This window comes from Anaeromyxobacter sp. PSR-1 (assembly GCF_000964525.1).
Taxonomy (GTDB): Bacteria; Myxococcota; Myxococcia; order Myxococcales; family Anaeromyxobacteraceae; genus Anaeromyxobacter.
On the sequence record NZ_BAZG01000030.1, the window covers coordinates 1 to 25,244 of the forward strand.

The 25,244-nt window shown below is 75.3% G+C and carries 21 protein-coding genes; 11 read left to right on the forward strand and 10 right to left on the reverse strand.

Features of this window, described 5'->3' with window-relative positions:
- The first annotated feature begins 87 nt into the window (after nucleotides 1-87).
- The 7 genes from PSR1_RS07290 (at nucleotide 88) to PSR1_RS07320 (ending at nucleotide 8,710) form a co-directional block, all read left to right on the forward strand.
- A complete protein-coding gene (locus tag PSR1_RS07290; RefSeq protein WP_059436955.1) occupies nucleotides 88-1,830 on the forward strand; it encodes a M14 family zinc carboxypeptidase in 1,743 nt (580 codons plus the stop codon).
- Nucleotides 1,831-2,037: 207 nt separating this feature from the next.
- Complete coding sequence (locus PSR1_RS07295) at nucleotides 2,038-2,346, forward strand: hypothetical protein (protein ID WP_059436956.1); 309 nt, start codon at nucleotides 2,038-2,040, stop codon at nucleotides 2,344-2,346.
- A gap of 251 nt (nucleotides 2,347-2,597) precedes the next feature.
- Nucleotides 2,598-4,298 (forward strand): cytochrome b/b6 domain-containing protein, encoded by a 1,701-nt coding sequence (locus PSR1_RS07300; protein WP_059436957.1) that lies wholly within the window; start codon nucleotides 2,598-2,600, stop codon nucleotides 4,296-4,298.
- Between the two features lie 116 nt (nucleotides 4,299-4,414).
- Nucleotides 4,415-5,341 carry a cytochrome c3 family protein gene (locus PSR1_RS07305; RefSeq protein WP_059436958.1) on the forward strand — a complete coding sequence of 309 codons (927 nt, stop codon included), beginning with the start codon at nucleotides 4,415-4,417 and terminating at the stop codon, nucleotides 5,339-5,341.
- A complete protein-coding gene (locus tag PSR1_RS07310; RefSeq protein WP_059436959.1) occupies nucleotides 5,338-6,834 on the forward strand; it encodes an ATP-binding protein in 1,497 nt (498 codons plus the stop codon). Before PSR1_RS07305 ends, PSR1_RS07310 begins: the two co-directional genes overlap by 4 nt.
- Nucleotides 6,835-6,836: 2 nt before the next feature.
- Entirely contained in the window at nucleotides 6,837-8,216 is a 1,380-nt protein-coding gene (locus PSR1_RS07315) for a sigma-54 dependent transcriptional regulator (protein WP_059436960.1), read from the forward strand.
- Between the two features lie 74 nt (nucleotides 8,217-8,290).
- The gene (locus PSR1_RS07320) at nucleotides 8,291-8,710 is read left to right on the forward strand and encodes a GNAT family N-acetyltransferase (RefSeq protein WP_059436961.1); all 420 of its coding nucleotides are present in this window, start codon (nucleotides 8,291-8,293) and stop codon (nucleotides 8,708-8,710) included.
- On the opposite strand, the gene PSR1_RS07325 is transcribed toward PSR1_RS07320, so the two are convergent.
- From PSR1_RS07325 to PSR1_RS07335, 3 genes are all read right to left on the reverse strand, one after another.
- Nucleotides 8,707-9,636: a PD-(D/E)XK nuclease family protein gene (locus tag PSR1_RS07325; RefSeq protein ID WP_059436962.1), complete on the reverse strand. Its 930-nt coding sequence runs from the start codon at nucleotides 9,634-9,636 to the stop codon at nucleotides 8,707-8,709. The genes PSR1_RS07320 and PSR1_RS07325 overlap by 4 nt on opposite strands.
- Nucleotides 9,637-9,703: 67 nt before the next feature.
- On the reverse strand, nucleotides 9,704-11,263 hold the full coding sequence (locus tag PSR1_RS07330; protein ID WP_059436963.1) for a pitrilysin family protein: 1,560 nt from the start codon (nucleotides 11,261-11,263) through the stop codon (nucleotides 9,704-9,706).
- The gene (locus PSR1_RS07335; RefSeq protein WP_059436964.1) at nucleotides 11,260-12,636 is read right to left on the reverse strand and encodes a pitrilysin family protein; all 1,377 of its coding nucleotides are present in this window, start codon (nucleotides 12,634-12,636) and stop codon (nucleotides 11,260-11,262) included. The genes PSR1_RS07330 and PSR1_RS07335 overlap by 4 nt, the downstream gene beginning before the upstream one ends.
- Before the next feature lie 140 nt (nucleotides 12,637-12,776).
- Here PSR1_RS07335 and PSR1_RS07340 point away from each other — a divergent pair, with 140 nt between their 5' ends.
- Nucleotides 12,777-13,163 carry a response regulator transcription factor gene (locus tag PSR1_RS07340; protein WP_059436965.1) on the forward strand — a complete coding sequence of 129 codons (387 nt, stop codon included), beginning with the start codon at nucleotides 12,777-12,779 and terminating at the stop codon, nucleotides 13,161-13,163.
- Nucleotides 13,164-13,252: 89 nt separating this feature from the next.
- Here PSR1_RS07340 and glgC read toward each other — a convergent pair whose 3' ends face one another.
- The 5 genes from glgC to PSR1_RS07365 form a co-directional block, all read right to left on the reverse strand.
- A complete protein-coding gene (gene glgC, locus PSR1_RS07345) occupies nucleotides 13,253-14,494 on the reverse strand; it encodes a glucose-1-phosphate adenylyltransferase (RefSeq protein ID WP_059436966.1) in 1,242 nt (413 codons plus the stop codon).
- Nucleotides 14,495-14,641: 147 nt separating this feature from the next.
- A complete protein-coding gene (locus PSR1_RS07350; RefSeq protein WP_059436967.1) occupies nucleotides 14,642-15,127 on the reverse strand; it encodes a methylated-DNA--[protein]-cysteine S-methyltransferase in 486 nt (161 codons plus the stop codon).
- Nucleotides 15,124-16,254 carry an adenosine deaminase gene (gene add / locus PSR1_RS07355; RefSeq protein ID WP_059436968.1) on the reverse strand — a complete coding sequence of 377 codons (1,131 nt, stop codon included), beginning with the start codon at nucleotides 16,252-16,254 and terminating at the stop codon, nucleotides 15,124-15,126. Before add ends, PSR1_RS07350 begins: the two co-directional genes overlap by 4 nt.
- A 100-nt stretch (nucleotides 16,255-16,354) precedes the next feature.
- On the reverse strand, nucleotides 16,355-18,727 hold the full coding sequence (locus PSR1_RS07360; RefSeq protein WP_370539089.1) for an ATP-dependent helicase: 2,373 nt from the start codon (nucleotides 18,725-18,727) through the stop codon (nucleotides 16,355-16,357).
- Between the two features lie 43 nt (nucleotides 18,728-18,770).
- Complete coding sequence (locus PSR1_RS07365) at nucleotides 18,771-19,910, reverse strand: hypothetical protein (RefSeq protein WP_059436970.1); 1,140 nt, start codon at nucleotides 19,908-19,910, stop codon at nucleotides 18,771-18,773.
- Between the two features lie 96 nt (nucleotides 19,911-20,006).
- Here PSR1_RS07365 and PSR1_RS07370 point away from each other — a divergent pair, with 96 nt between their 5' ends.
- The 3 genes from PSR1_RS07370 to rimO all read left to right on the forward strand — a co-directional run bounded on the left by PSR1_RS07370 (nucleotide 20,007) and on the right by rimO (nucleotide 23,681).
- Nucleotides 20,007-21,659, forward strand: coding sequence for a ribonuclease J (locus PSR1_RS07370; protein ID WP_237757861.1), 1,653 nt, complete (start codon nucleotides 20,007-20,009; stop codon nucleotides 21,657-21,659).
- Nucleotides 21,660-21,701: 42 nt separating this feature from the next.
- On the forward strand, nucleotides 21,702-22,190 hold the full coding sequence (locus PSR1_RS07375) for a YajQ family cyclic di-GMP-binding protein (protein ID WP_059436971.1): 489 nt from the start codon (nucleotides 21,702-21,704) through the stop codon (nucleotides 22,188-22,190).
- 84 nt (nucleotides 22,191-22,274) lie between these two features.
- Nucleotides 22,275-23,681 carry a 30S ribosomal protein S12 methylthiotransferase RimO gene (gene rimO, locus PSR1_RS07380; RefSeq protein ID WP_059436972.1) on the forward strand — a complete coding sequence of 469 codons (1,407 nt, stop codon included), beginning with the start codon at nucleotides 22,275-22,277 and terminating at the stop codon, nucleotides 23,679-23,681.
- On the opposite strand, the gene PSR1_RS07385 is transcribed toward rimO, so the two are convergent.
- Together PSR1_RS07385 and PSR1_RS07390 are read right to left on the reverse strand one after the other, a co-directional pair.
- Nucleotides 23,678-24,124 (reverse strand): bacteriohemerythrin, encoded by a 447-nt coding sequence (locus tag PSR1_RS07385; RefSeq protein WP_237757862.1) that lies wholly within the window; start codon nucleotides 24,122-24,124, stop codon nucleotides 23,678-23,680. The two genes, rimO and PSR1_RS07385, sit on opposite strands and share 4 nt — an antisense overlap.
- A 255-nt stretch (nucleotides 24,125-24,379) precedes the next feature.
- Complete coding sequence (locus PSR1_RS07390; protein WP_059436974.1) at nucleotides 24,380-25,237, reverse strand: DUF1684 domain-containing protein; 858 nt, start codon at nucleotides 25,235-25,237, stop codon at nucleotides 24,380-24,382.
- Between the last annotated feature and the right edge of the window lie 7 nt (nucleotides 25,238-25,244).

Genomic DNA, 25,244 nt, shown 5'->3' on the forward strand with positions numbered 1-25,244 from the left:
CCGCCCAGAGCTGATCCCCCCGGCGGCCCTCCGGGCCGCACGGGAGGTGGATGCGGGCCGGGGGGGCGCTTAGGATCTGCGCCCACCATGCTCGCGCCCACCCTGGCCCCGCTCCTCGCGCTCGCGCTCGCCGCCCGCGCCGACCTCACCACCACCGCCGAGCAGACCGGCTTCCGCGAGACCGGCCGCTACGACGAGGCGGTCCGGCTCTGCCGCGGGCTCGCCGCCGCGCACCCGGCGCGCGCCCGCTGCGTCACCTTCGGCGAGACGCCCGAGGGCCGGCCGCTGGTGGCGCTCGCGGCGAGCGCGGGCGGCGGGCTCGATCCCCGCGCCGCGCGGGCGGCGCGCCGGCCGGTGGTGCTCCTCCAGGGCGGCATCCACGCCGCCGAGATCGACGGCAAGGACGCCGGCTTCCTGGTGCTGCGCGAGCTGCTCGCCTCGAAGGACGGCGGGCCGCTCGCGAAGGTCACGGCGCTGTTCGTGCCGGTGCTGAACGCCGACGGGCACGAGCGCTTCGGGCCGAACCACCGGCCGAACCAGCGCGGCCCGGAGGCGTCCGGCTGGCGCACCACCGCGCAGAACCTGAACCTGAACCGCGACTACGTCGCGGCGCAGGCGCCGGAGACGCAGGCGGTGCTCCGGCTCATGGACGCCTGGGACCCCATCGCCCTCGGCGACCTCCACGTCACCGACGGCGCGCAGTTCCAGCACGACCTCGCGGTGATGGTCGAGCCGCGCCAGGGCTACTCGGCCGCGCTGCGCGAGGAGGGCGCGGCGCTCTCGGCCGCGCTGATGGAGCGGCTCGCCGCGGCGGGCCACCTGCCGCTCGACTTCTACCCTTCGCTCCGCGAGGACGGCGATCCCGCCTCCGGCTTCGCCCCCTACCCCGCGCCCATCCGCTTCGGCCACGGCTACTGGGCCGCGCGGAACCGCTTCGGCATCCTGCTCGAGACCCACTCCTGGCGGCCGTATCCGCACCGGGTGAAGGCCACCGCCCACTTCGTGCGCGCGCTGCTCGACCTCGCCGCCGAGCGGGGCGGCCGCTGGCGCGCCGCCGCCGACCGCGCCGACCGCGAGGGCGCGGCGTCGGGAGGGCGGGAGGTGGAGATCGCCTGGACGCCCGGGTCGCGCACGCGGACGCTCGCGTTCCAGGGCTACGCCTACGTGCGCGAGGACTCGCCGGTGCTCGGGAGGAAGGTCCCGCGCTACGACGAGGCGCGGCCGGAGGTCTGGAACGTCCCGGTGGTGGACGAGCTCGTGGTCGGGCGGGCGCGCGTGCCGGAGGGCGGCTGGATCGTCCCGGCCGCGCACGCGGGGTGGGTGGCCGGGAAGCTCCGGCTGCACGGCATCCGCTTCGAGCGGATGGCCTCCCCCCGGACCGCGGCGGCGGTCGAGGCGTTCCGCGCCACCGCCGTCGAGGCGAAGGCTCAGTCGTTCGAGGGCCGCCACCAGACCACGCTCGCCGGCGCCTGGGCCCCGGAGGCGCGCGACCTCGCCCCGGGCTGGCTCTGGATCCCCTCGGCGCAGCCGCTCGCGCCGCTCGCCGCCATGCTGCTCGATCCAGCCGGGCCCGACGCGTTCGTGGCCTGGGGCGCGTTCGCCACCGCGTTCGAGAAGAAGGAGTACATCGAGGACTACGTGCTCGACCCGTGGGCGCGGGCGCTGCTCGCGAAGGATCCGGCGGTGAAGGCGGAGTTCGAGCGGCGGCTCGCCGATCCGGCGTTCGCGAAGGACCCGGCCGCGCGGCTCGAGTTCTTCTACCGGCGCCACCCGGCCTACGACGAGGCCTACCGGCTCTACCCGGTGCTTCGCGCCGCGCGCCGGCCCTGAGGCCGCGGCCCCGACGCCGCCGCCCGCGCCGGTCCACGTCCGGCGCGCCCGGCAGCGGGTCGGGAGTTCCCGACAGCCCCGCGGCCAACCCCGCGAGATCGCGTCGCGCGGGGCTGGCCGCGCTCCTGCAGTAGCGGGTGGACGACGGCGGCGCGCCACGGTGGCGGCCCCGGGACCTCGAACCCGCAGCGACTCCAGGAGAACGCCATGGCCCAGAACAAGCTCCCCTCCCTCATCGGCGCCGGCATCGGCCTCGCGCTGTTCCTCGCCATCGCGCTCCTCCCGGCGCTGCTCTACGGCGGCTACGCCGGACTGCTGCTCGCGGGCGGGATCGTCGGCACGCCGGTGCAGCCCACCCTGCTCGTCCGCGGCCTGATCGTGTTCGGGATGGGCCTCGGCGTGGTGGGCGTCGCCTCGCTGTTCGCGGTGGCCGGCGCGGCCGCCGGCGCGGCGGTGGGCGCGATCCTCACGATCGCCGGGCGCCGCCCGGTCGCCCAGGAGCAGTCGAGCCGCTGACCTTCGCGGGCGGGGACCCCGGGGCCCGGCCGCGAGGCCGGGCCCGCCTCTTTCCCCCACCCTGGGGATCCCGCCATGCGCGGATGGGCGCGCGCGGCATCGCGCAGATCCTTTCCGCCGCACCCCCGCGCCACGCAAACCCTGCGTCATCCCGTCCCTTGACCTCACGCAAACCCGTGTCCTCTCCGTGGGTTGAGTCATCGCCCCGGCGCGCGACCGGGGCACATCGGTTGCACACGCGGACCACGCCTATGCGAGCCACCCTCCTTGCCTTTGCCCTTCTCCTCTCGACCGCCGCCCGCGCCGAGGAGGCGAAGCCCGCCCCGGCGCTGCCGGCCGACGCCGAGTCCTGCCTCATGTGCCACGACAAGGGCGGCGGCGCGCCCGAGGTCGACTTCAAGGCCTTCCCCGGCTCGGTCCACGGCCAGGCCGAGGTGGGCTGCACCGACTGCCACGCCGGCTACAAGGAGGGCCCGCACGAGGGCGAGCTGCCCGCGCTCTCCGCCGCCGAGCAGGCCACCGTGGCGCGCCTGGCGAAGGGCGCCTGGGGCGAGGGCGAGGCGAAGCACGGCGTGACGGCGCCGCGCGCCTACCTCGCCTGCCAGAGCTGCCACACCACCGAGGCCGACGCGTTCGCGAAGTCGGTCCACGGCAAGTGGCTCGCGCAGGACACCAAGGCGCCGGGCGCGACCTGCGCCTCCTGCCACGGCTCCCCGCACTCCATCCCGGCGAAGCTCGCCGAGTACGCGCCGAAGGACGGCAAGCGCGTGCCCGTGCCGGCCGACCGCCGCGAGATGACGAAGCGCTGCGAGGCCTGCCACGGGAACGAGGCGTTCGCCGAGGCCGCCGGGCTCAACCCCGAGGCGGTCATCACCTACCACGACTCGATCCACGGCCGGCTGACGCGGGTGGGCAACGCGGCGGCGCCGACCTGCGTGAGCTGCCACGCGGCCGCGGCCGACGCGGGCGGCACGCACGCCATCGTGTCGAAGACCGACCCCGCGTCCACGGTGAGCGCGGCGAACAAGAAGCAGGCCTGCGCCCGCTGCCACGCCGGCGCGACCGACACCTTCGCCGGCCTGGTGGCCCACAAGCCGCTGCACGAGACCGGCGGGAGCGTCATCCCGCACATCGTCCACGTGGCGTTCTCCTGGCTCACCACGCTGACGCTGCTGTTCTTCGCGTTCCACGTGCTGGTGGACTTCATCTACGAGCTGCGCACCCGGCTCGCGAAGAAGGGGGGCCACGGCCCGAGCGCCGACGCGGTCCGCTCGGTCATCCGCTTCGACCTCCACCAGCGCATCCAGCACTGGTTCATGCTCTCGGGCGTCATCCTGCTCGGCATCACCGGCTGGCCGCTGCGCGGCGCCGGCGACGCGGAGGCGGCCACCTACTCGCGCGCGTTCATGAAGGTGTTCGGCGGCGCCGAGGGCGCGGCCACCTGGCACCGGGTGGGCGCGGTCCTCATCATCATCTCGGCCGCCTACCACCTGTTCTACCTGACGTTCCTCGCCTCCAAGAAGCGGCTGCCGCTGTCGATGCTGCCCGTCCCGAAGGACGCGCTCGACATGCGCGACAACATCCTCTTCATGATGGGCGTGAAGAAGGAGCGGCCGAAGTTCGACCGGTACATGTACCTGGAGAAGTTCGACTACTGGGCCGTGTTCTGGGGCATCGTGATGATGGTCGGCACCGGGTTCATCTTCTGGTTCCCGGTCTGGTTCGCGAGCTGGGCGCCGGGCTGGCTCATCACCGCCGCGCAGATCATCCACGGCGAGGAGGCGACGCTCGCCATCCTGTTCCTCTTCACGGTCCACTTCTACAACGTGCACCTGAAGCCCTCGATCTTCCCGATGAACTGGGCCTGGCTGAACGGGCGCATCTCGATCGAGGCGATGAAGCACGAGCATCCGCTGGAGTACGACCGGCTCAAGGACGAGCAGAACGGCTAGCCGGCCGCTCGCCGGGTCGAGCTGACGGGGGGCCGCACGGGATTCCGTGCGGCCCCTTCCGTTTCCGGCGGCAGGCTCCGGGAATCGCGCGGAACGGGCTAGAATCGCCGGATCGCATGCGCCTCTCGAGGAACGCGAAGACGATCCTGGCAGGGCTCGCCGCGCTGGCGCTCCTCGGGCTGGTGGCGGGGTTCCTCCGCTTCAAGGAGTTCGTGGACGAGGACCCGCGCCTCTGCGCCACCTGCCACCGCGCCAGCCCGGAGTTCGCGCTGTGGATGGGCGGGACGCACCGGAGCGTCTCCTGCCAGCGCTGCCACCACTCCACGCCGGAGCAGGGCCTCGCCATGCTGCGCGCGTTCCTGGCCGGCCAGAAGCCGAAGGGGAAGCACGCCGAGGTGGAGGTGGGCGCCTGCGCGGAGTGCCACTTCTCCCACGACCCGCGCTGGCCGCAGGTGGGCAACTCGCGCGGCCACCGGATCCACTACCAGGAGCGCGGCATCGCCTGCGTGCGCTGCCACGCCGCCTCCATGCACGGCTTCGAGCCGGTGGCGAAGAAGTGCGAGGAGTGCCACCCGAAGCACGCGGTGGGCGTGGAGAAGATGGCGGCGCTGCACTGCTTCGCCTGCCACGAGTTCCTGGGCAGCGAGCAGGGCCTGCGCCCCACCCGCCGCGACTGCATGCGCTGCCACACCGCGCAGGGCATCCACGCGCCCATGAACGAGCACGGGGCGGACCACGGCGCGCCCATGGAGATGAGCTGCAGCGCCTGCCACCGCCCGCACCGGCCCAGCGGGCAGACGCTGGCGGCCTGCGCCGAGTGCCACGGCTCCGACGCCATGGCCCGGGGCGGCCTGCACGCGAACCGCGGCCACCGCGCCTGCCTCGAGTGCCACAAGCCGCACACCTGGACCGCCGAGCAGGCCGACTGCCTGCGCTGCCACCCGTCGGGCAAGGCGCACGCCGAGGGCACCGCCTGCACGACCTGCCACGCGTTCGTGGGGGCCCCGCTGCCCAGCTTCCCGACCGACGGGGGCGTGCGATGACGCTGCGGCTGAAGCTGTTCGTGCTCATCGCGGGCGTCATCATCTTCGCCATGTCCGGCGTGACCGCGGTGGCGCTCTGGCGCGAGCTGGTGCGCGGGCAGGAGCTGCTCCTCCGCGAGGGCGTGGCGCTCGCCTCGACCACCGCCACCGGCGCCTCGCACTGGGTGCGCGAGGGCGGGCTCGACCCCGGCGGCCCGGAGGCGCTGCCGGCGCTCCTCGAGCGGCTGGTGTCCTCGGCGCCGCTCGACCGGGCCTGGATCGTGGACTCGGCCGGCAAGGTGCTCGCGTGCGTGTCGCGCACCGGGCAGCCCTGCCCCGAGGGCGTGCCGCCGAGCGAGTTCCAGCCGGCGGACTGGCCGCTCCAGACGCTCTCGCGCCTGGTGCGGCCGGAGGGGATCGTCGCCTCCGCGCCCATCGTGCGCGCCGGGGCGGTGGTGGGCGCGGTGCGGGTGGACTTCACGCACGAGGAGGTGGTGGGCGCCGCCCGCGACCTCGCCTGGGGCGCCGCCGCGGTGGCGGCGTTCTGGATCGTGCTCGGCCACCTGCTCGCGGCCATCTTCATCCGGCAGGTGACGCAGCCGCTCGTCTCGCTCGCCAGCGCGGCCGAGTCGCTCGCCGAGGAGCGCGGGGTCCGGCTGGAGGAGCCGGAGGACCGCGAGCTCGTCGATCTCGTCCGCGCCTTCAACCACATGTCCGCCCGGCTCGACGAGCGGCGCGCCGAGAACCAGCGGCTCATCGCCGAGCTGGAGGAGCGCGTGGCGCAGAAGACCCGCGAGGTGCTGCGCGCCGACCGCCTGGCCACGCTGGGCGGCATCGCCGCCGGGTTCGCGCACGAGATCGGCAACTCGCTCAACGTCATCCGCGGCTACGCCGCGGTCACCTCGCGCGAGCTGCCCGACGACTCGCCGCACCGCTCCGACGTGGAGGCGATCCGGCGCGAGGTCACCCGGGCCGCCGGGCTCATCGAGCGCTTCCTGGTGTTCGCGCGGGCGCGCACCGTCCACCCGCTGGTGCAGCCGGTCGAGCCCATCCTGCGCGAGGCGGTGGAGGTGCTCGGCCCGGCCGCGGCGCACGCGAAGGTGGAGCGCGCGGTGGAGGTCGAGCCCGGCCTGCCCGAGCTGCTCGCCGACGCGGAGCTGCTGCGCCAGGCGTTCCTCAACCTGGGCGTGAACGCGGTGCAGGCCATGCAGGACCGCGGCGGCGGGAAGCTCACCGTGCGCGCGCTGCGCGAGCCGGGCGGCCTGGTGGTCGAGTTCCAGGACACCGGCCCCGGCATCGACGCCGAGGCGGCCGCGCACGTGTTCGAGCCGTTCTTCACCACCAAGGCGACCGGGACGGGCCTCGGCCTCGCCATCGTGCGCCAGGCCGCCGAGGCGCACGGCGGCACGGTGGAGGTGGCCGGCGCGCCCGGCGCCGGCGCCACGTTCCGGGTCCACCTGCCGGCCGCCGAGGCCGGCGCCGCCGCGGGCGCCGCGGCCGGCGGCGCGGGGTAGCCATGGCGAGCGCGAAGAAGCCCAGCCTGATGGTCATCGACGACCTGGACAGCGCGCGCCAGATGATGAAGCGCACGCTGGCCCGCTCCTACGACGTCTACGACTTCGGGTCGGTCGCGGAGGCGGTGCCGGCGGTGGAGCGCGCCGATTTCGACTGCATCGTCACCGACCTGCGTATGCCCGGCATCGACGGCATCGAGGGGCTGCGCCGCTTCCAGGCGAAGGTGCCGGAGATCCCGGTCATCCTCGTCACCGCGTTCGCCACCGTGGAGACCGCGGTGGAGGCGATGAAGGCGGGCGCGTTCGACTACCTGAAGAAGCCGTTCGAGCCGGAGGAGCTGGAGCTGGTGGTGGCGCGCGCGGTGGAGCACGCGCGGGTGAAGAAGGAGAACGCCCGCCTCCGCTCGGCGCTCGCCGGCCAGTTCAGCGTGCACGGCATCGTGGGCAAGTCGCAGGCCATGAAGGACCTGGTCTCGATGCTGGAGCGCATCGCGCCCTCCGACGTGCCCATCCTCATCGAGGGCGAGTCCGGCACCGGCAAGGACCTGCTCGCCCGCGCCGCCCACGCGCTGTCCTCGCGCGCGCAGGGGCCGTACGTGGCGCTCAACATGAGCGCCATCCCCGAGAACCTGGCCGAGTCCGAGCTGTTCGGCCACGAGAAGGGCGCGTTCACCGGCGCCGACCAGCCGCGGGCCGGGTTCTTCGCCGAGGCCGAGGGCGGCACGCTGTTCCTGGACGAGATCGGCCTCTTGCCCCCGGCGCTCCAGCCGAAGCTCCTGCGCGTGCTGCAGGACGGCGAGTTCATCCCGGTCGGCAGCCGCAAGCCGCGCAAGGCGAACGTGCGGGTGGTGGCGGCCACCAACGAGGACCTGCAGCGGCGCGTGAAGGAGGGGAAGTTCCGCGAGGACCTCTGGTTCCGGCTCCGGGTGGTCCCGCTGCGCCTGCCCCCGCTCCGCGAGCGCCGCGAGGACATCCCGCTGCTCGTCGAGCACCTCGTCCAGAAGCACGCGCTGCGCCTCTCGCGCCCGCCGCTCCAGCCGGACGCCGAGGCCATGCGGGCGCTCCTCGACCACGCCTGGCCCGGCAACATCCGCGAGCTGGAGCACGCCATCGAGCGCGGGCTGCTGCTCGCGCGCGGCGAGGCCATCACGCTCGCCGACCTGCCGCCGGAGCTGACGCCGCCCGCCGACGCGGCCGGCGGCGCCGACGAGGGGCGCTACCGGCGCGCCCGCGACGCCTGGGAGCGGCGGTTCCTCGAGGACGTGCTGCGCGAGGCGGGCGGGCAGGTGGCGCGCGCCGCCGAGCTCTCCGGCCTGCACCGGTCCACGTTCTACGAGAAGCTCGCGCGCCACGGGCTCGCCGACAAGGACGCGAAGCCCTGAGCGCGACCCGCCGCCCCGGCGCGCTCCGGCTCCGCGCGGCACGGCCCGCCGACGCCCCGGCGATCGCGCGGACGATGCGCGCGGCGGTGCGGGGCGGCGCCGCCGGCGCGCTCCCGGCCCGGTTGCGCGCGGCGTGGGGCTCGCTCCCGCCGCTCTATCACCTGTGGGCCATGAGCGCGGGCGGCGAGCGGTACCTCGTGGCGGAGCGCGGCGGCCGGGTGGCGGGGTACGCCGCCTGGCGCGGGGCGGAGCTGACCGCGGTGTTCGTGCGGCCCTCCGCGGCCGGCCGCGGGGTGGGCGCGGCGCTCGTCGCCGCGGTGGAGCGGCGGGCCCGGAGGGCCGGCGTCCCGGCGCTGCGCGTGCTCGCGGCCGGGCCCGCGATCGGCTTCTACGCCCGGCTCGGCTTCCGCCCCGGCCGCGCCGCGAGGGCGCCGCTCCCGGGCGGCCTCGCCCTCCCGGCCCGCTGGATGCGCAGGCCGCTCGCGCCCGGCTAGAGCCGCCCGCAGGGGCGGCGGAACGGGCAGCGCCGGCACGCGACCCGGTCGTCGGGCCGGGGGAAGGCGTCCTCCACCGCCACGTTCCGGGCCGGATCGACGAGCGCCCCGCGCATGGCGGCGATGGAGGCGCGCATCTGGTCCTGGCAGGTGGACAGCGCGGCCGGATCGACCGCCACCGACACGCGCCCGGCGCCGCCGTCCTCCGGCGCGGCCAGGTAGACGAGCCCGCCCACCACCGCGTCCGGCGCGGCGCCCCACTTCCGCTGCGCGTACAGCGAGTAGATGCCGAGCTGGGTGTGGTCCACCGTCCGCTCGCGGCCGGTCTTCCAGTCGAGGATGTGCACCCGGCCCTCGGCGTCGCGGTAGGCGAAGTCCACCGCCACCCAGATCTTGGTGCCCTCGAAGTCCCAGGCGTCGAGCTCGTCCACCGACAGCCAGCGGTCGCGCGGCGTGGCGCGGATGGTCTCGAGCGCCTCGCTCGCGTAGAAGCCGCGCAGCCCGCCGTCCACCACCTGCTCGAACAGCCGCTTCCAGTCGGCGTCGGAGACCGGCTCGCCGTACTCGTGCTCGACGAGGCCGGTGATGCGCGAGGCCTCGCGCCAGTAGGACTTGTCGCGCGAGGCGGCCCACTCGGCGCGCGCCTTGCGGCGGGTGCGGTCGAGCAGCTTCTCCGCCGCCCAGAACGTGCCGCTCACCCGCGCCGCCGAGAGCATCTGCTTCAGCGCGCCGTGCACCACCGAGCCCGCCCACTGCCAGCGGGAGGAGAGCTTCTTCAGGACGTACAGCTCGCGCACCGGGGTGCCGTGCGCGGCCTCCCAGCCGCCCCAGCTCCCGTAGTAGGCGTAGAAGTACGCGCGCCGGCACTCGGCGAACTTCTCGTGGCGCGACTTCGACCAGGAGAACTCGTTCTGCAGATCGGCCATGGGCAGGCCCGGCGGTCTGGGACCGCCGGGTGCCCGAGTGTAGCCGAGGGGGCTGACGGGCGGGGGGCTAGGGAGCCGGCGAGGAGGCCGGCGGCCGCTGCGTGCGCACCCTCGGGCTCCGCGGCGGCGCGCGCACCGGCGTGGCGCCGGGCACCGGGCGGACCTCGACCTTGCCGATGGCGAGCCCCTCGAGCTGCGGCCGGACCGCGGCCGGCGTGCCCACCAGCACGAGCGTCGAGCGCGCGGGATCGAGGTAGCGCTCGGCGATGCGCTGCACGTCGGCCGGGCCGACGTTCCGGACCGCGTCGGCGTAGCCGTTCCAGTAGTCGTCGGGGAGGCCGTGGATGACGAGCTCGGCGACGCGCCCGGCGATGCCGCCCACGGTGGCGAAGTCGGCCGGCAGCGAGCGGACCAGCGCGTTCCGCGCGTCCGCCAGCTCCGCCTCGCCCACCGGCTGCTCGCGCAGCTTGCGGATCTCGCCGAGGAGGTCGCCCAGCGCGGCGCCGGTCACCTCCGCCTTCACGTTGCCGTGCACGATGCTCACGCCGCCGAGGCGGCGCGCGTCGGCGCCGGCGCCCATGCCGTACGTGTAGCCCTTCTCCTCGCGCAGCGTGCGGAACAGCCGCGAGGACATGCCGCCGCCCAGCACCTGGAACGCCACCGTCGCCGCGACGTAGTCCGGCGAGGCGCGCGCCAGCCCGGGCATCCCCAGCATCACCAGCGTCTGGGGTGCGTCCGGCTTGTCGAGCAGGAGCGTGACGTGCGGCGCGGTCGGCGCGGGCGCGCGGGGGGCCGGAGCGGCGGTGCCCGCCGGCCACTTCCCGAGCGTCCGCTCGAGCAGCGGCCGCAGCTCGGCCTCGGAGACGTCGCCCACCACCACCAGCTCGGCGTTCGCGGGGCGCCAGAAGCGCGCGTGGAACGCGGCCAGGTCGGCGGGCCGGGTGGCCGCCACCGAGGCCTCGTCGCCGAGCACGTAGTGGCCGTAGGGGTGGTCCGGGCCCCAGTACGCCTTCAGGAACGCCTTGCCGGCGATGGTGGCCGGCTGGTCCCGCTGCTGGAGCAGCGTCACCTTGCGCTGGTCCTGCACGCGCGCGAAGTCCTTCGCCCGGAACGCCGGGTTCATGGCCACGTCGGCGAACAGGTCGAGCAGCTTCGGGAGGTGCCGCGAGAGCGACGAGCCGGAGAGCGAGGCCGCGTCCTGGCCGGCGCCGGCGCCGAGCGAGGCGCCCAGGAAGCCGACCTCGTCGGAGAGCCGGGTGGCGGTGCGGGAGCGGGTGCCGCCCTCGGTGAGCATGCTGGCGGTGAAGCTCGCCAGGCCGGGGAGGCGCGCCGGGTCGTTCACCGCGCCGGCGCGCACCACCAGGTTGAGCGCAACGATGGGCAGCCGCCGGTGCTCGACGAGCCGCACCCGCAGGCCGTTCGCGAGCGCGAAGTGGCGCTGCTGCGGGAGGTGCAGCTCGGGCGCGGCGCCGATGGCCGGCACCTGGCCGCGATCCGGGCCGGCGGGCGCGGCGGCGGCCTGCGGCGGCGTGGCGGGGGGCGCCGCCGGCGCGGGGGCCGGCCGGGAGCCGGCGCAGCCGAGGACCGCGGCGAGGAGGACGGCGAGGGATCGGAGGCTGCGCGTCATCGGGCGCTCCCGGCGGCGGCGCCGGCGGCGGCCGGCCTGGGGTGGACGGTGAGGACCACGCGCGCGTCCTTGCGCAGGAAGCGCCGCGCCGCGTCCGACACGTCGGCGGGCGTCACGGCGCGGTAGCGGGCCAGGTCCTTCGCCAGGTACCCGGGGTCGCCGGTCCGCACGTAGTAGCCGGCCAGCGAGGCGGCGCGTCCGCCGAAGCCCCCCACCGGCTCGAGGCCGAACACCGCGCCGGCCTCGATCTTGTTCTTGGCGCGCTGCACCTCCTCGGCCGTGGGCGGCTCGCGCGCGATCCGCGCCAGCTCCTCGTCGATCTCGCGCTCCAGCCGCTCCAGCGGGACGCCCGGCTTCGGCGTCGCGACCACGAGGTACATGCTCGCGAGCGCCTGGCTCATCTGCCCGGCCGAGACGCCCTGCGCGATCTGCTCGTCCATCACCAGCCGCTTCACCAGCCGCGCGCTCTTGCCGTCGGAGAGCACGCTCGAGAGCACGTCCAGCGCCGCGTCGCCGGGCGCGAACACCCGCGGCGTCTGCCAGGCGAGGTAGAGCCGGGGGAGCTGCACGCGGTCGTCCATGGAGACCCGCCGCTCCGCCGTGAGCGGCTTCGGATCCGGCGCCTGGTGCGCGGGCCGGGCCTTGCCCGGGATGGGCCCGAACCACTTCTCCACCAGCGCGCGCGTCCGCGCCGGGTCGATGTCGCCGGCGATGGCGAGCACCGCGTTCTCCGGCCCGTACCAGCGCTCGAAGAACTGCTTCACGTCGGCGAGCGTGGCCGCCTCGAGGTCCTCGTGCGTGCCGATGGTCTGCCAGTGGTAGGGGAACTGCGGATCCCACAGGCTCGCGAGGAGCTTCTCGAACACGAGCCCGTACGGCTGCATCTCGTAGGACTGCCGGCGCTCGTTCCGCACCACGTCGCGCTGGTTGTCGAGCTTCTCCTGGGTGAGCGTGGGGAACATCCAGCCCATCCGGTCGGCCTCGATGAAGAGCATCTGCTCGAGCGCGCCGGAGGGCACCTGCTCCCAGTACACGGTGCTGTCCGGGCTGGTGCCGCCGTTCGCCTCGCCGCCGGCCGCGTCCACCAGCCGGTCGGCCTCGCCCTTGGGCAGGTGGGCGCTGCCCTGGAACATGAGGTGCTCGAAGAGGTGGGCGAAGCCGGTGCGGCCGGGCCGCTCGTCCTTCGAGCCGACGTCGTACTGGACGTGGACGCCGACGAGCGGGGCGGTGTGATCCTCGTGCAGGATCACGGTGAGGCCGTTCCCCAGGGTGAACATGGTGTAGGGGATCTCCGGCGCGTCGCCCGGGGGTGGGGCGGCGGCGGCGGGCGCGGCGGTGAGGAGCGCTGCGACGAGGAGCGGGCTCGCGATCATGGCGCCTCGCGTTATATGCCTCGACCGGCCCCCCGTCACGGCCCCCCGGTGTCCAAACGGCCTGGCATGCCCCCGCCCGCACGAGGCACGACGGGGCGGTCGTTGCGCCGGCGGGCCGCGGAGGTATCCTCCCCCTCCGGATGGCCCCCGAACCCTCCCCGCTCCGCATCCTCGTCGCCGAGGACGATCCCGCCGTCGCCCGGCTGTACACCGCCTACGCGCAGAGCCGCGGGCACACCGTCCTCGTCGCGCGCGACGGCGCCGAGGCGTTCACCGCCGCGGCCGACCAGGGGCCCGACCTCATCCTGCTCGACGTGGCCATGCCTAAGGTGGACGGCCGCGACGCGCTCCGCCGCCTGAAGGCCGACCCGCGGACCCAGGGCATCCCCGTCCTCGTGATCAGCGCGGCCGGCTCCGACCAGCACCTCCGCGAGCTGATGCTCCAGCTCGGCGCCTGGGACGTGATGGAGAAGCCGGTCGATCTCCAGATCGCGTTCAACAAGGCCGAGCGGCTGGCGCGCCGCTAGCCGAGCCCCCGCTCACCCCGACCCCGAGCGTAGCCCGCCGCAGGCGGGCGGAGTCGAGGGGCGCCGCAGGCGGCCGGAGTCGAGGGGCGCTACCGCCCCGCCTCGATCCGCATGCCCTTCGGGATGATCACGATCCCGCTCTCGGTCACGTGGAAGTGCTTGCGGTCCTTCTCGTGGTCGAAGCCGATGGTGGTGTGGGCCGGGATGTCCACGTGCTTGTCGATGATGGCGCGGCGGATCCGGCAGTGGCGGCCGATGTTCACGTTCTCGAAGACGATCGACTCCTCCACCGTCGCGTAGCTGTTGACCCGCACCTTGGGCGACAGGATGGAGTGGTGGACGTGGGCGCCGGAGATGATGCAGCCCTCCGACACCAGCGAGTCGGTGGCGCGCCCGACCCGGTTGTCGCGCTCGTTGTTGAAGACGAACTTGGCCGGCGGGTAGTTGTACTGGACCGTGAAGATCGGCCACTCGTCGTTGTAGAGCGAGAAGATCGGGTCCACCGCCACCAGGTCCATGTTGGCCTGGAAGTAGGCGTCCACCGAGCCCACGTCGCGCCAGTAGCCGCGCTCGCGCTCGGTCTGCCCAGGCACCACGTTCAGCGCGAAGTCGTAGACGTAGACGCGCTTGCGCTGGTGCATCGAGGCGACGATCGACTTGCCGAAGTCGTGGGCGCTCGCCGGATCGCCGGCGTCGCGCACGATCTCCTGGACCAGCGCCTCGGTGGAGAACAGGTAGTTGCCCATGGAGGCGAGGCAGCGGGTCGGGTCGCCCGGCATGGTCTTCGGGTCGGACGTGGGCTTCTCCACGAAGCCGACCATCCGCCCGTCCGCGTCCACCTCGATGATGCCGAACTCGCTCGCCTCCTCCACCGGGATCGGCACCGCCGCCACCGTCAGGTCCGCCTTGCGGTCCTGGTGGAACTCCAGCATCTGCCGCGCGTCCATGCGGTAGACGTGGTCGGCGCCGAACACGAACGTGAAGTCGGGCTCCTCGTCGGTGATGATGTTGAGGTTCTGGTAGATGGCGTCGGCCGAGCCCTCGAACCACTTCGGGCCCACCCGCATCTGCGCCGGGACCAGCTCCACGTACTGGTTGAGCAGCGAGGTGAGCCGCCAGGCGCGCTGCACGTGCGTGTTGAGCGACTCCGACTTGTACTGCACCAGCACCTTCATCTTGAGGATGCCGGAGTTCGCCATGTTGGACAGGACGAAGTCCACGATCCGGTAGCGGCCGCCGAACGGCACCGCCGGCTTGGCGCGATCGCGCGTGAGCGGGTCGAGGCGGCGCCCCTCTCCGCCGGCGAGGATCATCGCGAGCAGCTTCGCCATCGGTGACTCCGGTCCAGGGTGAGGAACACCTCCGATGCTACGCACCGGCTCCGGGCAGGGCAAGGAAGCGGGCGCGCGGGCGGCGGCGCGATCCGGGCCGCGCTGCGCGGCCGCGCGCGCCTCGTCGGGGGAGACGCGCGGGGCGGCTCACGCCGGGCGGAGCACCGGGCCGTGCGCCGCCTCGTGCGCGAGCAGCCAGCGCTTCACCTCCACGCCGCCGCCGTAGCCGCCCAGCCGCCCGCGGGCCTGGACCACGCGGTGGCACGGCACCAGGATCGCCACCGGGTTCTCGTGGTTCGCGCCGCCCACCGCCCGGGCGCCGCCGGCGGCGCCGAGCGCCTCCGCCACCTCCCCGTACGTGCGGGTCTCGCCCCAGGGGATGGCGAGGAGCGCCTCCCAGACGCGCCTCTGGAACGCGCTCCCCTGCAGGACGAGCGGCGGGAGCGAGGGCGGCCGGCCGGCGAAGTAGTCGTCGAGCGCCCGCGCCGCCGCGTCGAGGTGGCCGCGCGCGCGGGCCGAGGGGCCCGGGCGCGACGGCCCGCGGTCGCCGAAGGAGAGCCCGAACACGCCCTCGTCGCTCGCCTCGACCGTGAGGATCCCCACCGGCGAGCGGTAGCGCAGGCGCGCGCTCACGGCGTCCTCGCCCCGGCCGCCGCCCGGGCGGCGCCCTCGCCCGCGGCCGGCGCGGGCGCGCCGTGCCGGGCGAGCACCTGCGCGATCTCGAGGTTCACCCGCCGGAGCAGCTCCTGCTTGTCGCGGAACGGCAGGAACGCGCTCTTGAAGCCCTGCACCAGCACGGTGCAGAGGTCCTCCAGCGTGAAGCCCATCTCGCGGTGCGCCACCAGCAGCTCCTTCGTGACGGTGGTGTCGGTGATGAGGCGGTTGTCGGTGTTCACCGAGACCCGCAGGCCGAAGTCGAAGTAGAACTTGAGCGGGTGGCTCGCGAAGCCCTGCACCGAGCCCGTCTGCACGTTCGAGGACGGGCACATCTCCAGCGGGATGCGGTGGTCGTTCAGGTAGTTGAGCAGATCGCCGTTCTCGCGCAGGCGCACCCCGTGACCGATGCGGTGGGCGCCGCACCAGTGCACCGCCTGCGCGATCGACTCCGGCCCGAACGCCTCGCCGGCGTGGATGGTCACGTTCACGTTGTTGTCGAGGATGAGCTGGACCGCGTCGCGGTGCCGCCGCGCCGGGTGGCCCTCCTCCGCGCCGGCCAGGTCGAAGCCCACCACGCCCTTGCCCTTGTACGCGACCGCCAGCTCGGCGAGGCGCACCGAGGTCGTGGGATCGATGTGGCGGATCCCGCAGATGATCACGTTCGACTCGAGCCCGGTCTCGCGCCGCGCCGCCCGGAGCCCGGCCAGCACCGCGTCCACGATGGTGGTGGGCTTCAGGCCCTTCCTGGTGTGCAGCACCGGCGAGTAGCGGACCTCGAGGTAGCGGACGTTCTCGGCGGCCGCGTCGAGCGCGAGCTCGTAGGCGGTCCGGTACAGCGCCTCCTCGGTCTGCAGCACCGCCAGCGTGACGTCGAACGCGGTGAGGTAGTCCTCCAGCGAGGCGCACACCTCGCCCATGTGGATGGCCTTCGCCAGCCCCTCGGGCGTGTCGGCGGGGAGCCGCACCCCCTGCTGCTCGGCGAGCTCGAGCACGGTGGCGAGCCGCACCGAGCCGTCCAGGTGGCAGTGCAGGTCGGTCTTGGGGAGGTCGCGGACCAGCGCCTCCGTCACCTGCGGGAGCGTCGTCGGGGCGGCCTGGGCCATGGCGGAATCTTACGCCCGCGCCGGTGCCGGCGGGCGATCGCGCCGGGGCGTGCGCGCCGGGGCGGAGCGCCCCGCGCTCGGGCGAACGGGGCAGGGCCGCCTAGAAGGCTCTGCGGAGGAACCGCGCCAGGACGCGCTTGTCGCCGACCGAGGCGAACCGCACGGTCGCCTTCGCGTCCGGGCCGCCGCCGTCGCAGGCGAGCACCACGCCCTCGCCGAGCGACGCGTGCGCCACCCGCTCGCCGCGCGAGAAGGCGGCCGCGCCGGCGTCGCCGCGCTGGTCGAACGAGTAGTCCACGGTGGGCTCGCCGCGCGGGGCCGCCGGGCGCGGGCGGGGCGCGGGGGCGGGCGCCTGGGGCAGGTCGTCCCCGTCGAGCTCGATGTGCGGCTCGCCCTCGAGCGCGCCGGGGAGGCGCCGGATGGTGGGCGCGCGCGCCACCGCGGCCGCCTGGGCCGCCTCGCGCGCGCGCACCTCGCGCGCCACCGCGTCGCCGAACAGCTCCGGCGGCAGGTCGCGCAGGAAGCGCGAGGGCTCCATGTTGCGGTAGGAGGGGCCGCTCTCGCCGTAGCCGATGCGCCGGCGCGCCAGCGAGAGCGTCAGCCGCCGCTTCGCGCGGGTCATGCCGACGTAGCAGAGGCGCCGCTCCTCGTCGAGCGACTCGTCCCGCTCCGACGCGGACTGGTCGGCCCAGGGCCGCTCGTACGGCAGCGTCCCGTCCTCCATCCCGGCCAGGAACACCGCCTCGAACTCGAGCCCCTTCGCCGCGTGCAGCGTCATGAGCGCGACGCGCCCCTCGGGCGTCTCGGCGTCGGCCTCGCCCAGCAGCGCGATCTGCTCGAGGAAGCGCGCCAGCGGGGGCGGGCGCACCTCGTCCGGATCGCCGGGCGGCGGCTCGCCGGCGATGGACTCGTCGAACTCGCGCGCGGCGGCCACCAGCTCGGCCAGGTTCTCGGCGCGCTCCACCGCCTCGTCGGTGTGCTCCTCCTCGAGGCGCGAGAGCATCCCGGAGCGCTTCAGCACCTCCTGCACCGCCACCCCGGCGTCGAGCGCCGGCACGTCCGCGGCGAGGCCGGTCACGAGGTCGTGGAACTCGGCCAGGGCCCGGCGCGCCGCCGGCTTCAGCTCGGCCACCGCGTCGCGCTCCGCCACCGCCTCGACGAGCGGGACGCCCCGGGCCGCGGCGTGGGCCCGCAGCCGCTCCACCGTCTTCTCGCCGATGCCGCGGGGCGGGCGGTTCACCACCCGCTCGAGGTCGAGGTCGGAGGCGGGCGAGAGCGCGAGGCGCAGGTAGGCGGCGGCGTCGCGGACCTCGGCGCGCTCGTAGAAGCTCGTGCCGCGGACGATGACGTAGGGGATGCGCGCCGCCCGCATGGCCGCCTCGAGCGGGCGCGACTGCGCGTTCGTCCGGTACAGCACCGCGATCTCGTCGCCGGAGGTGCCGCGGCCGCGCTCGGCCGCGACCGCCCGGGCGATCCGCTCGGCCTCGGCGTGCTCGTCCTCGCCGACGACGAGCGCCAGGGGCGCGCCCGCCCCGGACTCGGTCCAGAGCCGCTTCTCGCGCCGGCGCCGGGCCCGCGAGATCACCGCGTGCGCCGCGTCGAGGATGGTGCGGGTGGAGCGGTAGTTCTGCTCCAGCTTCACCACCTTGGTGCCGGGGAAGTCGCCGTCGAAGCCGAGGATGTTGGAGACGTCGGCGCCGCGCCACCGGTAGATGGCCTGGTCGTCGTCGCCCACCACGCAGACGTTGCGGCGCGGGCCGGTGAGGAGCTGCAGCAGCCGGTACTGGACCGGGTTCGTGTCCTGGAACTCGTCCACGAGGAGGTAGCGGAAGCGCCCCGCCCAGCGGGCGCGCAGCGCCGCGTCCTCGTCCAGCAGGCGCACCGGCCGGAGCAGCAGGTCGCCGAAGTCCACCGCGCCGGCGCGCGCGAGCGCCTGCTCGTAGCGGTGGTAGACCTCCTTCGAGCGCGCGGCGTCCGGATCGAGGCCGGCGACCTTCACCTCGGCGGCGCGGAGCGCCTGGTTCTTCCAGCGGTCGATCTGCGAGAGGACCCGGCGCGGCGTGAGCCCCTCGGCCTCGTCCAGGCCCAGCTCGGCCAGGATCCGCTTCACCAGCCGGAGCTGGTCGTCGTCGTCGTAGATCGCGAACGAGGGCGGCAGGCCGGCCCGCGCCGCCTCGCGCCGCAGGAAGCGGGCGCCGAACGCGTGGAACGTCTGGACCCACAGCTCGCGCGCCAGCGGGCCGAGCAGGCGCTCGAGCCGCTCGCGCATCTCGCCGGCGGCCTTGTTCGTGAAGGTGACCGCGAGCACGTGCCAGGGCACCACCCCGCGGTCGCGCACCAGCCGCGCGATGCGGTGCACGATGACGCGGGTCTTGCCGCTCCCCGCGCCGGCCAGCACCAGCAGCGGGCCGTCGTCGTGCAGCACCGCCTCGCGCTGGGCGTCGTTGAGATCCTGGAGGAGGTCCTCGGCCACGGGGGCCGGAAGATAGCCCAACGCGGCGGCCTCCGCAGGGGGTCTACGCGGCCGGCAGCGGCGCCACCGGGACCGGGGCCGGGACCGGCGCGGGCGGGAGCGGCGCGCCCGGCGCGTGCCGGCGGCGGTGGGCGGGCGGCGCGGCCGGCGCCTTCCCCGGATAGCGGTAGTCGTACTCGACCCGGTCCACGTGCTCGAGCGCGGGCGCGCCGTCCTCCGCCGTCGCGAGCCGCACCGCGCGCGTCCAGGCCACCCGGCGCGGCACGAGCGTGGCCGGATCGGTCACCAGCACCAGCGTGCTCTCGGCCTGCAGCTCGCCGCCGTCGCGGCCGTGGGCCGCCGGCACCGGCACCGGCGACTCGGCGCCCTCGGCGAGCCGCGCCCGGAGCGCGGCCGCGTGGCGCGCCAGCGCCGCCGGCTCGGGGGTGGCGTGGAGCACGATCTCGACGCAGCGGGCGGTGCGCTCGGCGGCGGCGCAGGGCACCCGCCGCCGCACCGCGAACTCGACCGACGCCGGGCCGCGCACGCCGGGGAGGAGCGGCAGCTCCGACTCCGACGGCATCACGTACTCCTGGCCCAGCACCAGGTCGGCGTCGATCCAGAACCCCACCGACAGGTTCCAGAGCTCCTCCGCCTCGCCGCGGGCGCCGGCCTCCGCGCGCGCCACCGCGCGCTCCGCCTGCTCGCCCTGCACGCCCGCGCCGTCCACCAGGCTGCGCAGCGCCGGGCGCAGCGCCTCGGCGCCCTCCAGCGCCGCGAACGCGCCGTCCGGCCCGATGCGCTGCACCAGCTGCTCGGAGGCGTGCAGCGCCTGCCGCGCCACCGCCGGCGCCCAGGGGAGGTCGCCCTCCCAGGTGGTGCCGCGGGTGGAGATGGCCAGCCCGGCCTCGCCCGCGCCGGCGGGCGCGGCGCGCTGCCGGTAACGCGCGGTGAACACCGAGGGCGGCGCGCCGGTGCGCACGCGGGTCCGGCGGCAGGTCACCTGGGCCTCGAGCGGCGCGGGCCAGGCCCAGCGCAGGCGCACGACCTCGGGGCCGGGGGCCCGCGCCGCGCCGTCCTCCGGCGGCGACGCCGCCGGGGTCGGCGCCGGCGTCGCGCCGCGCGCGGGCCCGTCGGCCTGCGCCGGCAGGGCGGCGAGCGCGAGCGCGAGCGGGAGCGCGAGGATGCGGCGTGCGGCGGCCACGGGGCGGGCAGGCTACCACGGGCGCCGGGGGGCCGCAGCCCGGGGGGCCGGCGCGCGCGCGCTGCGTCCGGGCGCGACCGGCGGTACATTGGGTCCGTGGCGGCGCCGGTGCGGATCGTGCCCCTGGGCGGGCTCGGAGAGATCGGGATGAACTGCATGGCCGTCGAGTGCGACGGCCGGATCGCCGTGGTGGACTGCGGCGTCCTCTTCCCGAACGAGAACCTGGGCGTGGACCTCATCGCGCCGGACCTCTCCTGGCTGCGCGAGCGGCGCGAGCAGGTGGGCGCGGTGTTCCTCACCCACGGCCACGAGGATCACCTGGGCGCCCTGCCGTTCCTGCTCCGCGAGGTCCCGGTGCCGGTCTACGGCACGCGCTTCACGCTCGCCCTGCTCCGGCCGCGGCTGGAGGAGGCCGGCGTGCGCGCCGACCTGCGCGAGGTGCGCCCCGGCGACGTCCGCCCCGCCGGCGAGGCCTCGCCGATCGCGGCCGAGTTCCTGGCGGTCACCCACTCCATCCCCGACGCCTGCGGCCTGGCCCTCTCGACGCCGCAGGGGACGCTGCTCCACTCCGGCGACTTCAAGATCGACCCGGCGCCGGTGCGCGGGCCGGGCATGGACCTCGACCGCATCGAGGCGCTCGGCCGCAAGGGCGTGCGGCTCCTCCTCTCCGACTCCACCAACGCCGAGCGCGAGGGCACCTCGCTCTCCGAGTCGCAGGTGGGCCCGGCGCTGGAGCAGGCGTTCGAGCGGGCGCGCGGCCGGGTGTTCGTGGCCTGCTTCGCCTCCAACGTCCACCGGCTGCAGCAGATCGTGGACGCGGCGCGCGCGTTCGGCCGGCGGGTCGCGTTCCTGGGCCGCTCCATGGAGGCGAACGCGCGCCTCGCGCAGGAGCTCGGCTACCTCGAGCTGCCGGCCTGGATGCCGGTGTCGCCGGAGGAGGCGCGGACGCTCCCGCCGCGCGAGCTGTGCGTCCTCACCACCGGCACGCAGGGCGAGCCGCGCAGCGCGCTCGCGCGCCTCGCCCGCGGCGAGCACCCGGACCTCGCCGTCGCGCCGGGCGACCTGGTGGTGCTCTCCTCGCGCTTCATCCCCGGGAACGAGATCGCCATCGGCCAGGTGGTGAACGAGCTCTGCCGGCGCGGCGCCGAGGTCGCGTACGAGGGGCTCGCCCCGCTCCACGTCTCCGGCCACGCGCAGGCCGAGGAGCAGCGCCGGCTCATCCGGCTCGCCCGCCCGGCCCACTTCGTGCCCATCCACGGCGAGTACCGGCACCTCTCGCGGCACGCCGCCCACGCCGCGGCCGAGGGCGTGGCCGGGCGCGACGTGCTGGTGGACGGGCAGGTGCTGGAGCTCGCCGACGCGGGCGTGCGCGTGCTGGACGAGCCGGTGGCGACCGGCCGCGTGTACACCGATCGCGACGCGCTGCTCGGCGCCGACATGGGCGCCCTCGTGGTGCGCGACCGGCGCCTGCTCGCCGAGACCGGCCTGTGCATCGCGGTGCTGGCCATCGAGCGGACCACCGGCGCGGTGGTGCGCGGCCCGGAGCTGTTCGCCCGCGGGGTGGCCGGGTTCGAGGGGGCCGAGGAGGAGCTGCGCGCCGAGGTGCTGGCCGGCCTCGGCGAGCTCTCGCCGCAGGCGCGCACCGATCCCGCCGAGGTGCAGGAGGCGGTGCGCCTCGCGGTGCGCCGCTTCTTCCGCCGGACCACCGGCAAGAAGCCCCCCGTGCTACCGGTGGTCCTGGAGCTGTGAACCGGCGGCCGCCGCGCCGCCCCGACTCGCGAGGAGCCTGCCGTGCCGAGCTTCGACGTCGTCTCCGAGGTGGACCTCATGGAGGTCGAGAACGCGTTCAACCAGGCGCGCAAGGAGATCGCGCAGCGCTTCGACTTCAAGGGCACGCACACCGAGCTCGAGCGCGACAAGGAGCTGAACCTCGTCATCCGGGCCGGCTCGGAGGGGCGGGCCGAGGCGGCGCTGCAGGTCCTCATGGAGAAGCTGGCGAAGCGCGGCGTGGCGCTGGAGGCGCTCGACCCGCAGAAGCTCGAGCCGGCCTCGGGCGGCCACGTGCGCCAGCTGGTGAAGCTGAAGCGCGGGCTGAAGGTGGAGGACGCCCGCAAGATCGTGGCGAAGGTGAAGGAGAGCGGGATCAAGGTGCAGGCGGCCATCCAGGGCGAGGCGGTGCGGGTGACTGGCAAGAAGCGCGACGACCTGCAGGCCGCCATCCACGCCATCCGCGCGGCCGGGTTCTCCATCCCGCTGCAGTTCCAGAACTTCCGGGAGTGACCCGGCGCCGCGCCGCCCCTCCCCCGGCCTGGGGAGGGGGCTGGATTGCCCCGGGCCCCCCGGTCTGTTAGATCGCGCGTCCCCATGGCCACCCGCGTCTACATGCACACCCTCGGCTGCCCGAAGAACCGGGTGGACAGCGAGGTGATGCTCGGCACGCTCGCCGAGGCCGGCTACCGGCTGGTGCAGGACCCGGCGCAGGCCGAGGTCATCGTCGTCAACACCTGCGGCTTCATCGAGAGCGCCAAGGAGGAGTCGGTCGAGGCGATCGTCGAGCTGGCCGACCAGAAGCGCGAGGGGCGCTGCCGCAAGCTCGTGGTGACCGGCTGCCTGGTGCAGCGGCACGCCGAGGAGCTGGCCCGCGAGCTGCCCGAGGTGGACCACTTCCTCGGCACCGGCGCCTACCAGGACGTGGCCCGGATCGTCTCCGACGCGCAGGCGAAGCGGCTGGTGGTCCCGGACCCGGACTTCGTCCACTCCGCCGCGACGCCGCGGGTGAACTCGCTCCCCTCGCACACCGCCTACCTCAAGATCGCCGAGGGCTGCGACAACGCCTGCGCGTTCTGCATCATCCCGAAGCTGCGCGGCGGCCAGCGCTCGCGGCCCATCGACGACCTGGTGGCCGAGGCGGCGGCGCTCGCGGCCCAGGGGACGGTGGAGCTGTCGCTCGTGGCGCAGGACCTCACCGCCTACGGGCAGGACCTGCCCGGCAAGGTGCGCCTCCACCACCTGCTGCCCGAGCTCGCCAGGGTGGACGGCATCCGCTGGATCCGGCTCCACTACGCCTACCCGCGCGACGTGCCCGACGCGCTGGTGGCCGCGATGGCCGACGAGCCCAAGATCGTGAAGTACCTGGACATGCCGCTCCAGCACAGCTCGGACCGGCTGCTCCGGGCCATGAAGCGCGGGCGCGACTCGGTGTTCCTGCGCGACCTGCTGGCGCGGCTCCGGGCCCGGATCCCGGGGCTCGCGCTGCGCACCGCGCTCATCGTGGGCCTGCCCGGCGAGACCGAGGCGGACTTCGAGGACCTGCTCCGGTTCGTGGAGGAGCAGCGCTTCGAGCGGCTCGGGGTCTTCGAGTACTCGCCGGAGGAGGGCACGCCGGCCGCGGAGATGGCGGAGCAGGTGCCGGACGCCGTGAAGCGCGAGCGGCGCGACCGGATCATGGCCGTGCAGCAGGGGATCTCGCGCGCGCACCAGCGGGCCATGATCGGCCGCCGCCTCGAGGTGCTGGTGGAGGGGCGCGCCGAGGAGACCGAGCACCTGCTCGCCGGCCGCCACGCGCAGCAGGCGCCGGAGATCGACGGGCTCACGTACATCAACGACGGCGTCGCCTACCCCGGCGAGATCGTGACCGTGGAGATCACCGACGCGGCCGAGTACGACCTCGTCGGCCGGGTGGTGGCCCGCGACCCGTCGCGCGCCGCCCGCCCGCTGCCCGCCGCCCCGCGCCCTCCGGCGCGCAAGGGCGGCCTGAACGTCCTCGGCTAGCGCTCCCCGGCGCCGTCGCCGCCGTCGCGCCACCCCTCGTCGAGGAGGTCCTCGGCGCGGACGTGATCGGCGAGCTGGCGGTCGGTCAGCAGCACGTGCTGCCGGAGCCAGTCGCAGAGGATCCCGCCCAGCTTGACCGCGTGGTGCGACTCCGGCCCCTCCGCCGCGATGCGCGCGGCGAGCTCCTCCACCTGCGCGCGGAAGTGCGCGTGCTCGGCCGCGTGGAACGCGCGCCCCGGGTAGCGGGTGCGCGCCATGAGCCGCGCCTCCGCCTCGAAGTGGACGTCCACGTACGCGCGCAGGAACGCGATCACCTCGGCGAGCTCCTCGCGCCCGCGGCGCTCGCCCATGGCGGCGACGAGCCCGTTCACCCTGCGGAACAGCTCCCGGTGCTGCGCGTCGATGTCGTCGATGCCGACCGCCAGCCGCGCGGTCCATTCCATGCCCATGTGCGGAGACCCCTCCGCCGGCGGAGCCGTGCAAGCCTCCGGCCCATTTCACGGTCCGTCGGGGCCGCTCCCGCAGCGCCGCGAAATCCCTCGATCGACGCCGCGGCGCGCGCCCGCGCGCCGGCGCAAGACGTGCCGGGAACCGCGACCCCCGGGTCGCGCCGTGCGCGCGCGGCGACTCGCCCGACCGGGGGAGGCACCGATATCGAGCCCGCCCGCGGCGGCGCCGGCGCGCGCGGACGAGGGTCGCTAGTGCGCCCCGTAGCGCTTCTCCCCCGCCTCGATCCGGACCGGGAGGACGTTCTCCGGCGTGGGGAGCGGGCAGGTGGCGAAGGCGGAGAACGCGCACGGCGGGTTCACGGCGCGGTTGAAGTCGAGCACCACCTTGCCGTCGCGCGGGGCCGCGGCGGAGAGGAAGCGCCCTGCGCCGTAGGTCGCGTCGCGGGCGGTCGCGTCCTTGAACACGAAGAACAGCCCGCCGTCCTCCTCCGCGGTGGGCTCGAGCGCCACCTCCCGGCCCTCCACGGTGAAGTGGGCGCGCCCGGGCGCGAGCTCGCGGGTGGCGACGCCGATGACGCTCGGCACCTCCACCTCGCGCGGCGCCGGGTACGCCTCCCAGCGCGCCTCGATCCGCCAGCGCGGATCCGGCGGGTAGGCGTCGACGCCCCGGAACCCGGTGCGCGCCGGCGCCGCCGCGTCCCACACCCGCACCGCGAACCGACCCGAGCGCTCGATCACGGCCAGCGTCACCGAGGCGCCGAGCTGGACCCGGTCCGGCTCGCCGGCGCTGTCCGGCGCGAGCGCCCGCCGCTCCAGCGGCGCGCCGCCGAGCGCGTAGCCGTCGGACCGGGCCGCGGCGAGCGTCACCTTGCCGCCCTCCAGCGTGAACGTCCCCGGCAGGCCGGGGAGCCGGTTCTCGCCCGGCTCGAGCCAGTGCAGCCCGGTGAGCGCGAGCCAGCCGGTGGGCGTCCGCAGCCGCTCCTCGCGGCGGTCGTGCCACGCCTTCCACTCCGCCGCGAACGCCGGGTCCGCGGGCGGCCGGCGGTTGCACGCGGCGAGCACGAGCGGGAGGAGGACCAAGGAGAGCGGCGCGAGGTTCCCGGGCATGGCCCGG